The organism is Marinomonas polaris DSM 16579, from assembly GCF_900129155.1.
Classification (GTDB): domain Bacteria; phylum Pseudomonadota; class Gammaproteobacteria; order Pseudomonadales; family Marinomonadaceae; genus Marinomonas; species Marinomonas polaris.
Genome location: NZ_FQVF01000003.1, coordinates 176,354 through 188,148, shown reverse-complemented (window position 1 = coordinate 188,148; position 11,795 = coordinate 176,354). Strand labels below are relative to the sequence as shown.

The 11,795-nt window shown below is 43.1% G+C and carries 11 protein-coding genes; 5 read left to right on the top strand and 6 right to left on the bottom strand.

Annotation, left to right across the window (positions count from 1 at the left end; genetic code table 11):
* Positions 1-882: a LysR family transcriptional regulator gene (locus tag BUA59_RS03000; protein ID WP_072838242.1), complete on the bottom strand. Its 882-nt coding sequence runs from the start codon at positions 880-882 to the stop codon at positions 1-3.
* 192 nt (positions 883-1,074) lie between these two features.
* Between BUA59_RS03000 and BUA59_RS02995 the strand changes: the two genes are divergently transcribed.
* From BUA59_RS02995 to BUA59_RS02975, 5 genes are all read left to right on the top strand, one after another.
* Complete coding sequence (locus BUA59_RS02995; RefSeq protein ID WP_072838241.1) at positions 1,075-1,779, top strand: CoA transferase subunit A; 705 nt, start codon at positions 1,075-1,077, stop codon at positions 1,777-1,779.
* Between the two features lie 22 nt (positions 1,780-1,801).
* A complete protein-coding gene (locus BUA59_RS02990) occupies positions 1,802-2,467 on the top strand; it encodes a CoA transferase subunit B (protein WP_072838240.1) in 666 nt (221 codons plus the stop codon).
* Positions 2,468-2,515: 48 nt separating this feature from the next.
* Complete coding sequence (locus BUA59_RS02985) at positions 2,516-3,691, top strand: acetyl-CoA C-acetyltransferase (protein ID WP_072838239.1); 1,176 nt, start codon at positions 2,516-2,518, stop codon at positions 3,689-3,691.
* Positions 3,692-3,820: 129 nt separating this feature from the next.
* Positions 3,821-5,194 carry a short-chain fatty acid transporter gene (locus BUA59_RS02980; protein ID WP_072838238.1) on the top strand — a complete coding sequence of 458 codons (1,374 nt, stop codon included), beginning with the start codon at positions 3,821-3,823 and terminating at the stop codon, positions 5,192-5,194.
* A gap of 358 nt (positions 5,195-5,552) precedes the next feature.
* Positions 5,553-6,494 carry a lipid A deacylase LpxR family protein gene (locus tag BUA59_RS02975; RefSeq protein WP_245813082.1) on the top strand — a complete coding sequence of 314 codons (942 nt, stop codon included), beginning with the start codon at positions 5,553-5,555 and terminating at the stop codon, positions 6,492-6,494.
* A gap of 126 nt (positions 6,495-6,620) precedes the next feature.
* Here the strand turns inward: BUA59_RS02975 and BUA59_RS02970 are convergent, their stop codons facing one another.
* From BUA59_RS02970 to BUA59_RS02950, 5 genes are all read right to left on the bottom strand, one after another.
* On the bottom strand, positions 6,621-7,751 hold the full coding sequence (locus tag BUA59_RS02970; protein WP_072838236.1) for an NAD(P)-dependent alcohol dehydrogenase: 1,131 nt from the start codon (positions 7,749-7,751) through the stop codon (positions 6,621-6,623).
* A 63-nt stretch (positions 7,752-7,814) separates the two neighbouring features.
* Positions 7,815-9,284 carry a benzaldehyde dehydrogenase gene (locus BUA59_RS02965; protein WP_072838235.1) on the bottom strand — a complete coding sequence of 490 codons (1,470 nt, stop codon included), beginning with the start codon at positions 9,282-9,284 and terminating at the stop codon, positions 7,815-7,817.
* Between the two features lie 17 nt (positions 9,285-9,301).
* Positions 9,302-10,477, bottom strand: a complete 1,176-nt coding sequence (locus tag BUA59_RS02960) for a benzoate/H(+) symporter BenE family transporter (protein WP_072838234.1) — start codon at positions 10,475-10,477, stop codon at positions 9,302-9,304.
* A gap of 43 nt (positions 10,478-10,520) precedes the next feature.
* Positions 10,521-10,913, bottom strand: a complete 393-nt coding sequence (locus tag BUA59_RS02955; RefSeq protein WP_072838233.1) for a RidA family protein — start codon at positions 10,911-10,913, stop codon at positions 10,521-10,523.
* 86 nt (positions 10,914-10,999) lie between these two features.
* Positions 11,000-11,785, bottom strand: a complete 786-nt coding sequence (locus BUA59_RS02950; protein ID WP_072838232.1) for a 1,6-dihydroxycyclohexa-2,4-diene-1-carboxylate dehydrogenase — start codon at positions 11,783-11,785, stop codon at positions 11,000-11,002.
* Between the last annotated feature and the right edge of the window lie 10 nt (positions 11,786-11,795).

Sequence of the window (11,795 nt, the reverse complement as noted above, 5' to 3'; positions counted from 1 at the left end):
TCAAGCATAAGTATTAATCAGCACATCCAGCATGGCCGCTGCGGCGATGGATAGGTTGGATCTGGGTTGGCAGATCACGCCAACTCGTCGGCGAATTTCGGGTGCTATCACTGGTCGGCAGATTGCGCCTTGTTCTATGGCTTGTTGTCGGCACAACGCCGGGACAACAGCCACGCCCATTCCCTCGCTGACCATGCGTCCTACCGTAGCAAGTTGGTGAGCATCAAACGCCACATTGAGTTCGATGCCTGCCTCATGGAGTGTGCTTTCTATCATGGCGCGAACGCTAGAAGGGCGTTGCAAGGTGATGAAATCGTATTCTAAAAGCGCCCGCCAACAAATCGTGTCTTGTCCTTCCAGTGGGTGATTTTTTGGCAAGATCGCGATAAACCTGTCTTCATAAAGTGGATGGAAAGACAAATCCACAAGGTTACTTGGCTCGAAGGAAATTCCCAGCTCCACTTGGTTGTTACGTACCATTTCTACAACCACATCGGATAACACATCGTCGATGGCGACCTGAATATTCGGGTACGAGGCATGGTAATTACGAATGGCTTTTGGTAGCAACGAAGCAGCAAAAGATGGCATGGAAGCAATGGTGATTTTGCCAAGCTGTAACGCAAAACGTTGCTTCATCTCGTCTTCAGCATTTTCCCATTGTGCCAATAACCGTCTGGCGATTGGCATCAAAGCTTCGCCTTCCGGTGTCAATGCAATATGACGTGTCGTGCGAGTCAGTAACTTCCCACCTAAATTATCTTCTAGGCTTTTAATTGACAGGCTCAACGCCGGCTGTGACAAATGCAACTGTGTGGCTGCGCTGGCAAAACTCATTGACTGAGCGACAGCGAGGAAGGCTTTTACTTGTTTAATATTCATAGATACCTTTGCACAATTACTTTGTTTGCCAATACTTACGCTAAAAGTTTTTTTATTGAGTTTTCGTCGTTAAATATATATTTGGAAAACTTATTAATAAATAGAAAAAACAAATTTAATTAATTTATCGCCTTGGGTCAAACTGGTTGGAAGTTAAAAGTTATCTAAAAATAATAAGACAGGAGAATTAATATGGCCGGTTTTGACAAAGTCGTCGCTTCTTATGAAGAAGCCATGATCGGGCTAGAAGATGATATGACGGTGCTTGCGGGCGGTTTTGGCCTGTGTGGTATCCCAGAAAACCTGATCGCTGAAATCAAGCGCAAAGGCACAAAAGGTTTAACCGTTGTGTCGAATAACTGCGGTGTGGATGGTTTTGGCTTGGGCATTTTGCTGGAAGACAAGCAAGTCCGCAAAATGGTGTCGTCTTATGTTGGCGAAAATGCCTTGTTCGAAAAGCAATTATTGAATGGTGAGCTAGAAGTAGAACTCACTCCACAAGGTACCCTGGCGGAAAAAATGCGCGCTGGTGGCGCGGGTATTCCAGCTTTTTACACCGCCACTGGCGTCGGTACACCTGTCGCAGAGGGCAAAGAAACCAAAGAATTTAATGGTCGTGAATATCTTTTGGAAGAAGCCATCATCGGTGACTTCGCCATAGTTAAAGGATGGAAAGCAGACCGTTACGGTAATGTTATCTATCGCCATACCGCACAGAACTTCAATCCTTTGGCCGCAACCGCTGGCAAAATTACCGTTGTAGAAGTAGAAGAAATCGTCGAGATTGGCGAATTAGACCCTGCTCACATCCATACGCCCGGTATTTATGTGGATCGAGTCGTACTCGGTACATTTGAAAAACGCATCGAAAAAAGAACCGTTAAGACAGCAGAATAATAGAATAAAAAAGAGGTTTCTTATGTCACTTACTAGAGAGCAAATGGCGCAACGTGTTGCCCAAGAATTACAAGACGGTTTTTACGTCAACCTTGGTATCGGTATTCCTACCTTAGTTGCCAATTATGTCCCCAAAAATATGGCCGTCATGCTGCAATCTGAAAATGGTTTACTTGGTATGGGCGAGTTTCCTACCGAAGAAACCATTGATGCGGACATGATCAACGCGGGTAAACAAACTGTGACCACAGTGAAAGGCGCGTCGATTTTTTCCTCTGCTGAATCCTTTGCCATGATTCGTGGTGGTCATGTAGATTTGACCGTGTTGGGTGCATTCGAAGTGGATGTGAACGGCAATATTGCCTCGTGGATGATTCCCAACAAACTGATCAAAGGCATGGGCGGCGCGATGGATTTGGTCGCTGGCGCAGAAAATATTATTGTCACCATGACTCATGCTTCCAAAGATGGCGAATCAAAGCTGCTGTCTAATTGTTCTTTGCCTCTTACTGGCAAAGGTTGTATCAAAAAAGTTTTAACAGATTTAGCTTGGCTGGAAATTGAAAATGGCACTTTTGTGTTGAAAGAAAGAGCACCGGGTGTTTCAGTGGAAGAAATTATCGAAAAAACTCAAGGCAAACTCATCGTGCCGGATCATGTTCCTGAAATGACGTTTGTCTCTCTATAAGTGATAAATCATCAGATCAATAACGAATAATAACTACAGGAGCTTTTTATGAAAGCCGTTATCGTTGCTGCTGCAAGAACACCTATTGGTGCTTTTAATGGCGCTTTATCTTCGTTGAGTGCTGTGCAATTAGGCACTCAACTCTTGTCTGGCATGTTAGCCAAACAACCTATTTTGAAAGATCACATTGAAGAAGTAATTTTAGGCCAAGTACTGGCTGCAGGCTGCGGTCAAAACCCTGCTCGTCAAACAGCTATTCATGCAGGCTTACCAAAACATGTATCCGCTATGACGATTAATAAAGTCTGCGGTTCTGGCTTAAAAGCTGTGCAATTAGCGGCGCAAGCTGTGTTGAACGGTGATGCCAGCATGGTCGTTGCAGGTGGTCAAGAAAGCATGAGTCAAGCGGCACATGTGTTACCAAACAGTCGCTCTGGTAAAAAAATGGGCAACTGGGAACTGTTGGATTCCATGGTGACCGATGGTTTGTGGGATGCGTTTAACGATTATCACATGGGACAAACGGCTGAAAATATCGCTAACCGTTGGAATATTAGTCGTCAAGAACAAGATGCCTTTGCCGCAAACTCCCAGCAAAAAGCTGCGCAAGCACAGGCTGCGGGTCGATTTGTTGAAGAGATTCTACCTATCTCCATTCCTCAGCGTAAAGGCGAGCCTGTTATTGTCGATGCCGATGAACAAATTCGTCCTGATACTACCGCTGAATCTCTTGGCAAACTGCGTGCTGCGTTTGCTAAAGACGGCACTGTCACCGCAGGTAATGCGTCTACCTTGAACGATGGTGCTGCCATGGTGATAGTGACATCTGATGTAGAAGCTAAGCGTTTAGGTTTGCCGATTCTTGCTGTTATTGAAGCCGCGAATGGCGCGGGTGTTGATCCTGAAATCATGGGAACAGGCCCCATTGCCGCCACTCAAAAAGTGTTAAAGAAAGCTAATTGGCAAGTATCTGACTTGGATCTAATCGAAGCCAACGAAGCTTTTTCGGTACAAGCTTTGTGTGTCAACAAAGAGCTTGGTTTGGATGCTAGTAAGGTGAACGTGAACGGTGGCGCGGTGGCCTTGGGTCATCCTATTGGTGCTTCTGGTTGCCGAATTCTGGTTACATTGCTCCATGAAATGCAACGCCAGGACCTTAAAAAAGGATTGGCGACCTTGTGTATTGGTGGCGGGATGGGCGTTGCTTTGTTGGTTTCTCGCTAAGGAAATTGGCACAAAAAATCTAATTAATAAACGTAATAAGTGATGCAGAAAGGGGACTTCTAGTTAGTCTCTCTTTCTGTTTTTTGCTTTTTTCGTCCAATAAAAAATATAAAAAACAGGATAAAACTGATGAATACTCTCGAACAAAAACAAACAGGTTTACAAAAAGTAAGCCAATTCTTCGTTACTCTGTTGCAGCGCTATCTTCCTGATCCTTTCATTTTTGCCATCGTTTTAACTTTCGCCGTGTTTTTATTGGTTATGCCTAGTACCGGGCAGGGGCCAATGCAAGTGGTAAACGCGTGGGCAGGTGGGTTTTGGAACTTGCTTAGCTTCTCTATGCAGATGGCAATGGTCGTAGTAACAGGACATGCCATGGCGAGTGCGCCAGCGTTCAAACGCAAGCTAGCCATGTTGGCAGGTGTTGCGAAAACTCCAGGACAAGCGATTATCTTGGTAACGGTCATCAGCGCGATGGCGTGTTGGGTTAACTGGGGTTTTGGCTTAGTAGTCGGTGCTATTTTTGCTAAAGAAATTGCAGCTCGTGTAAAGGGCGTTGATTATCGTTTATTGATTGCTTCTGCTTACAGCGGTTTTTTGTTTTGGCATGGTGGGTTGTCTGGCTCTATTCCATTGTCTATTGCAGGTGGTGCGAATATAGAAAAGGTAACAAATGGTTCGGTGACCGGTCCTATTCCAACTTCTGAGACTATTTTCTCAACGATGAATTTAACCATTTTGGCAGTTATGTTTATCACGATTCCATTATTGAATCGTTTGATGCATCCCGCACCACAAGACACGGTTACTATTGACGCTGAATTATTGAAAGAGCAGGTCGTCGATACCCCAAATAAAGCGGATATGAGTCCGGCAGAACGTCTTGAAAATAGCCGTGTTTTGTCATTGCTTCTAGGTGTAATGGGCTTTGCTTATATTATTTATTACTTTGTGAATAATGGTTTTGCACTGAACTTAAACGTCGTTAACTTTACCTTCTTGTTTTCGGCTGTTTTATTACATGGAACACCAAAGAGTTTGTTGAACTCGGTTTCTCAAGGAGCGCGTAACTGTTCTGGTATTTTGCTGCAATTTCCATTCTATGCTGGGATCATGGGGATGATGACAGCAACGGGTGATTCTGGTGCATCATTAGCTGGTGTGATTTCTCAGGCGTTTGTGTCTATCTCCAATGAAACGACTTTTCCGCTGTTCACTTTCTTGAGTGCAGGTATTGTTAACTTTTTTGTTCCTTCCGGTGGTGGTCAGTGGGCGGTACAAGCGCCAATCATGATGCCAGCGGGCGCTGCATTGGGTGTTGATGCCGCGAAAACGGCTATGGCGATTGCTTGGGGTGATGCATGGACAAACATGATTCAACCATTCTGGGCATTGCCAGCGTTAGCAATTGCTGGGCTTGGTGCAAAAGACGTAATGGGTTATTGCTTGATGGCCTTAATCGGTTCTGGAGTGATTATTTCACTAGGTTTTTTGATTTTTTAAGAGATATTACTTAGCTAAGTTCGTCTGCCATTTTTCCTATTTGGCATTATATATAGAAACCTCTGTCTGGAAATGCCCGGCAGAGGTTTTTGTACTTTCATACCTCTATTTTTTGATGGTTTGTAAAAGTGCACAAAAGAATCGTATTCATAAGGGTTTCCTCACCAATTGTTCTTTTATGATTAAATTGTTATAGATGTAATCTATTGCAGTTTTTGCACCAAGATCTCTTTATAATTTACCCTTTTTATACTAATAAAGCAGGTGAGTAATGGGCGGGCAGTGCGGTGCAGTTTCTAATAATCAAAAAGGGCTTATAAGATTACGGAAATGTTTTATAGGCTTTTGTTGGATTTTTATGCTGCCAGCTTATGCTGATGTTAACTGGATGTCTGCAACACTAGATAACGACTTTTTTGTCAATGAAGACAACGGTTATACCAATGGTATATATGTCTCATTCTTCGAGATTAGTGACAATGCTCAATCCATTCAGCAACCTGTTTTTTGGGTTAAGCCATTATTGTGGAGTATGCCTAATGAAAACGTTAAAACGTCAGTTAATATCTATAGTGCAGGCCAAACGTTAACTACGCCATATGATATTGAAGAAAAGGTCCCAGCTGAAGGAACTTTTCCTTATTCCGCTCTATTAAGTTTTACGAATACTTATATTTCCGTGACTCCAAATTATGCAGATAGAGTCAGCACGACTTTAGGTGTTGTTGGTCCTATTGCAATGGGTGAGCAAACACAAAAAGCAGTGCATCGAGTCATTAGTGCTAAAACCCCAAGGGGCTGGGATACACAATTAAAAAACGAGGTTGTGTTTGAGTTATCCAGAGGACGAACTTGGCGAGCATGGGTAGCGGATAATGGTAGAACTGATGTTTTGTCTGGCGCAAATGCGAGTATTGGTACCTTACGAAGTGGAGTAAATACTGGGATTATGTTGCGTTATGGACAGAACCTTGATGATTCTTATGCCACAGTATTATTAGCGGAATCTAGAACATCTAACCCAATTGCTGTTAACGAAGGTTGGTTTGTTTTTGCAGGAGTTGAAGTAGGTTATACATTTAATCAAATATTTACCGATGGTAATACCTTCCGCAATAGTCGATCTATAGACTATAACCACAACAGTAATTCGTTTACCACTGGCTTGACTTACTCTTGGGGTGATATGGCTTTGGCTTTTGCTATTAATTCACCATTTAGTATTGATGGTGATAAGAATGACAGGGAAATGGATAAATTTACGCGTTATGGAACACTAACGTTTTCATGGCAAATTTAATTACGTTTGATTTTATTGCTGTAGAGGCTATCTCTAAAACTTAGTTGTCCTTGTTTGAATTGATAGATAATAAAAGTATCCTTGCCAATCACAAGGATACTTTTTATGGCCTTTAGATATTTGCCATTAAACGTGGTCAGAAATGCGAATAATGGGTTTTAATGTAATCCCTTTTTCGCTGTCTTCTGCAGCCTGATTGATGTCTTCAAAAGCATAAAATTTGACTAGCTTATCGAAGGCAAATCGGCCTTGTAGATAGAGTTCCACTAATTGCGGGATGAATATTTTTGTTGTGGAGTCACCTTCTACAACACCACGAATGGATTTACCATTAAGCAGTAGGTCATTCACGTCAAAGCTGGCGTCTGTTCCTAATGCAGGTGCACCAACAACGCCTATTGTACCCAGAGACCCAAGGGCGTCGATGCCTTGACGTAGTACAGCAGGTATGCCGGTAGACTCAAGCGCAAATTTGGCACCATTTCCTGTGATTTCTTTTACTCGTTCGACAGCATTTTCTTCTTTACTGTTGATGACATGAGTCGCTCCAAGTTCTTTCGCAAGCTCTAATCTAGAAGGAACGACATCTACTGCGATGATGGTCGTTGCGCCAGCAACTTGAGCGGCGAGTACTGCCGACAAACCAACAGCACCAGCTCCAAAAGTGACGAAACTGCTACCGGGGCTGACTTTTAGCGAATTAATTACCGCTCCTGCGCCCGTTTGAATACCGCAACCTAGTGGCCCAAGTAACTCAAGAGGTGCTTTTTTTGAGACCTTGATGGTATTGCTTTCAAGGCTTAATGCGTAGGTAGAAAAAGAGGATTGGGCGAAGAAGTGATCATGTAATGGTTCGCCTTTAGCATCTTGAATCGCCGATTTTCCTTCCATGTCGCCACCACCGAAGTTTCTTGGGTAGAACTCTTGGCAATAAGATTCATGACCTGTATGACAGGAATTACATTGTGAACAATAGCCGTAGGTTAAAACAACGTGGTCTCCAACAGCGATGTTTTTTACTAAAGGTCCGACTGCTTCTACAACACCTGATCCTTCATGACCAAGAATTGCAGGTAAAGGTACTGGGTAATACTGATCACGTACAATCATGTCCGTATGACACATGCCCGTAGCAACGATTTTAACAAGTACTTCATCTGCCTTAGGTGCTCTGATTTGCGCTTTTTCTATAGTAAAAGGCGCACCTTTTGAGCGAGTGACGGCGGCGGTTATTTGAGTGAATTGTGTATCAGTCATATTAAGCTTCCTTTTTTATTATTGATAATTCTAATGGTTGTTGATGACTCTAATTGTTACTCATTAAAGGGGATATTGTGGCGCTTCGCCTTTTAACGTTAGCCATTGCCATTGCGTAAATTCTTCCCAGTTCGCAGGACCACCAATACTGGTTCCATTACCAGATGCGCCAACACCACCAAATGGGTTAATAATTTCATCGTTTACTGTTTGATCATTTATGTGTAATAGCCCTGTTTGTAAACGCTCACCTAGTGCTAATGCTCTGCCAACATCTCGCGAAATAATGGCTGCAGACAAGCCAAATTCAGTATCATTAGCCAGTTCTATTGCTTCTGCGTCTGTATCGAAAGGGACTAAAATTGCCACAGGCCCAAATACTTCTTCAATAAAAGCAGGGTTATCTTGTTTTACATCGCTAAGGACCGTGGCCTCAAAAAATAAACCATTGTAGTTTCCTCCAACTTCCAATGTTGCTCCTGCTTTGACGGCTGCTTTAACAAGATTCGCGGCATGGTCCCGTTGCTGTTCATTGATTAATGGACCCAATGCAACTTGCTCCGTGGCAGGATTTCCTGCAGGTAGGTTTTTCGCTTTTTCAATCATCATAGCTTTGAACTTGTCGTAAATTTTGCGCTGTACCAAGACTCGACCGGTAGACATGCAAATTTGTCCTTGGTGTAAATAAACCCCCCATGTGGCATTGGCTAATGCAATATCTAAGTCAGCATCATCAAGAATAATGAGAGAGTTTTTACCACCTAGTTCCAATGAGACTTTTTTAAGGTGTTTGCCAGCTGCTTCGCCAACTTTACGACCGGCGGGAGTTGAACCGGTAAATTGAATCATTGCTACATTAGGATCAGCTACTAATGCGGCACCTGCAGCGCCATCACCAGGAAGAACAGATAGAACTCCTTTAGGTAAACCTGCTAATTCAAAAATACGTGCAATCACAAATCCACCTGAAATAGCGGTGCGAGGATCAGGCTTTAATACGACACTATTACCCAAGGCAATGGCTGGAGCGACAGCACGCATAGCCAAATACAGTGGGAAATTAAAGGGAGAGATAACACCAACTACGCCTAGGGGCTTTCTTCTTGCAATACTAAGTCGGCCAGCGCTAGATGGGAGAACTTGCCCGTGGCTTTGAGATGGTAGACCAGCACTTTCAATTAGAGACTTGATGGTAAAACCCAGTTCCGCTTGAGCTTTAGGTCCTATTGAGCCGCTTTCTTTTATTAACCAGTCTACGATTTCATCTGAATGTTGCTCTGCGATACTAATGGCTTTTCGCAAGATGCTCGCGCGTTCATCATAATGTAGGTCTGCCCATTTTCTTTGCGCTTGTCGAGCTTCTTGGCAGGCTTGTTGGATTAAAACTTCATCAGCCATGGCTATATGGCCGAGAGATTTTCCTGTGGCGGGTTCAACGACTGAGCTTAATGCTTTTGCGGGGCGGCTCCACTCACCGGTAAAAAGTGCTTCATTCCATAACGGAGCAGGTAAGAATTCTGTAGTGGTTGTCATAGTTTACCTCATTGTTTTTATTGATTTTTTTTGAACTTCCTTAGACCTATTAGTAGCCCATAGGCTCCCGTACCTAGTACCACGCCCCAAAAGGCTGATCCTATACCGAATAGCTGAATACCAGAGGCAGTTGTCATAAACGTAATAGCAGCTGCATCAATATTAGACTTATCTTCTAAAGCAAGAGTAAGGCTATTAAATATGGCTCCGAGAAGAGCCAACCCTGCGATAATAGCAATCATTTGTGCAGGGAAAGTGGTGAAAAATAGAACAATGCTACCTGCGAAAATACCACCAATTAAATAAAATACACCATTAAAAATACCTGCTATGTAGCGTTTATTTGGATCTGGATGGGCATCTGGACTGGTGCAAATAGGCGCAGTAATCGCAGCTATAACAGTGGTTATACCTCCAAAAAAAGCGATAGGAATGGAGACTAGCCCAAGTACACTGATAACTGGGCGAGTAGGCACTTGATAATTAAATGTTTTTAAAATAGTAAAACCCGGTAAGAACTGACCTGTAAGACTAACAATAACGAGGGGAAGCGCTAGGCTTAAAGTTGATGACCAGCTCCACTGTGGTGATATCCAAATAGGTGATGCCAATTGCCATGTAAAATGGCTGAAATCAGCATGTAAAACCGTAATAGATAAAAAGCTACCTAGGGCAACTAATAACATTAAATAATAGGTTTTACTGATGGCTTTAAAAACAACAAAACCAATGAGCATCGAAACCGTCAAAATTGGAATACTGTTGAACGACTGAAAGGCAGAAATGCCAAAGTTGAATAGAATCCCCGCCATCATAGCAGCTGCGACGCTCTTCGGAATCCAATGGATGACTTTGTCAAACCATCCACTTATGCCAATGAAAAAGATAATAATGGCAGCCGTTATATACGCTCCAATAGCTTCATTTAAACTAAGGTTTGGAAACAGCGTCACAAGTAAAGCGGTACCCGGTGCAGACCAAGCAGTAATAATCGGTACTCGAAAATAGATGCTAAGGGCAATACCACTGATCGCAGCGCCAATCGATATGGCGAAAACCCATGATGTCATCATCTCTGGTGAAATATTAGCGCTGTTAGCTGCTTGGAAAAAAATCGCCAGTGGACCTGAGTAAGATACAAGCACAGCAACCAATCCAGCAGTGATAGTTGAAAGGTGTAAATCTTTTAGCATCCTATCGTCTCCTTCACAGGACTTCTAAAGCCTATTGTTTCGGTTACCCTTTTACAGCTATGGCCTTAACTTCTAGGAAATACCCAGGAATACCGCACAGAGATGCTGCCCCAATAGCTGTCCAAGCAGGTAGACAATCACCAAAATAAAGATTACGAACTTCCATATAGAGCGGAAGATCCCTCATGTCAGTGTGGTAGCTGGTGACTTCGACAACATCGTTAAAACTCATTTTTGCTGTGTTTAATACTGCTTTCATATTTTCAAAGCATTGAATGAATTGTTGGCGTTTGTCTTCAACGAGTTGTCGCTCTGAATTGCGTCCGATTTGACCCGCAATATAAAGAGTACTACCGACTAAGACGCCTGGAGCGTAGCCGATTTCATCACGAACGAATTCCATGCCTTTAGGTACAATAGCTTTACGAGTTGTCATTTTTATTACCTTACAAATTTTGTGTTAGGGATAACTTTTGCAATGAGTTACAACCAGCCAGCAGAAATATGACTGGTTGTGATGAACTAACCTAAATCACCACCGCCAACGGGAAGAAGCGTGCCTGTGAGGTAGGACGATTCGTCACTCGCGAAGAATAAAATAACATTGGCTTGCTCTTCGGTTGAGCTATAACGATGCATTAAAGATGAATCGATAGTTTGGTCGACAATTTCTTGATACCAAGCTTTTTCCTGTTCTGTCATAACCTCTTGGTTGCGTGGTATTTTTCGCTCACCAACGTCTGTACCGCCTGGGGCCACTGCGTTAACGCGAATACCATATTTAGCATTTTCAAATGCTAAAGAGGCCGTCATGGCATTAACGCCTCCCTTAGCTGCAGCGTAGGGAACTCGGTTTATACTGCGAGTAGCGATTGAAGACACATTGACTATGTTGCCAAATTTTTGTTTTTGCATAGTGTCTAGTACTGCATGACAACACCATAAAGTAGGGAAGAGTGAACGTCGTATTTCAGCTTCAATTTGCGCTTCTTCATAGTGCTCAAACGGTTTTGCCCAAATAGTGCCACCCACATTGTTGATCAAAATATCAATGCGGCCGAATTTCTCTACAGCTGAGGCCATGGCGTTGTGACTGTCTGTAAATTTCTCTAAATCAGCGATGATGACTAACACATCTTTTGCGCCTGCGGCTTTAGCCTCTTCAGCTACGTCATAAACTAGCTCTGATCGATCAAGCAATACTAACGTGGCATGTTCCTTTGCCATTTGCAGCGCCACTTGGCGACCAATACTTTGAGCCGATCCAGTAATAACTGCCACCTTATTTTCGAAACGTAGTGCTCTCATTTTGTTCTTC

Excerpts from the sequence above, each read along its gene's own strand:
- BUA59_RS02990 (WP_072838240.1), top strand. The coding sequence starts at position 1,802 with ATGTCACTTACTAGAGAGCAAATGGCGCAACGTGTTGCCCAAGAATTA.
- BUA59_RS02965 (WP_072838235.1), bottom strand. The coding sequence starts at position 9,284 with ATGACAACCACTACAGAATTCTTACCTGCTCCGTTATGGAATGAAGCA.
- BUA59_RS02960 (WP_072838234.1), bottom strand. The coding sequence starts at position 10,477 with ATGCTAAAAGATTTACACCTTTCAACTATCACTGCTGGATTGGTTGCT.
- BUA59_RS02985 (WP_072838239.1), top strand. The coding sequence starts at position 2,516 with ATGAAAGCCGTTATCGTTGCTGCTGCAAGAACACCTATTGGTGCTTTT.
- BUA59_RS02955 (WP_072838233.1), bottom strand. The coding sequence starts at position 10,913 with ATGACAACTCGTAAAGCTATTGTACCTAAAGGCATGGAATTCGTTCGT.
- BUA59_RS02995 (WP_072838241.1), top strand. The coding sequence starts at position 1,075 with ATGGCCGGTTTTGACAAAGTCGTCGCTTCTTATGAAGAAGCCATGATC.
- BUA59_RS02970 (WP_072838236.1), bottom strand. The coding sequence starts at position 7,751 with ATGACTGATACACAATTCACTCAAATAACCGCCGCCGTCACTCGCTCA.
- BUA59_RS02975 (WP_245813082.1), top strand. The coding sequence starts at position 5,553 with ATGCTGCCAGCTTATGCTGATGTTAACTGGATGTCTGCAACACTAGAT.
- BUA59_RS03000 (WP_072838242.1), bottom strand. The coding sequence starts at position 882 with ATGAATATTAAACAAGTAAAAGCCTTCCTCGCTGTCGCTCAGTCAATG.
- BUA59_RS02980 (WP_072838238.1), top strand. The coding sequence starts at position 3,821 with ATGAATACTCTCGAACAAAAACAAACAGGTTTACAAAAAGTAAGCCAA.
- BUA59_RS02950 (WP_072838232.1), bottom strand. The coding sequence starts at position 11,785 with ATGAGAGCACTACGTTTCGAAAATAAGGTGGCAGTTATTACTGGATCG.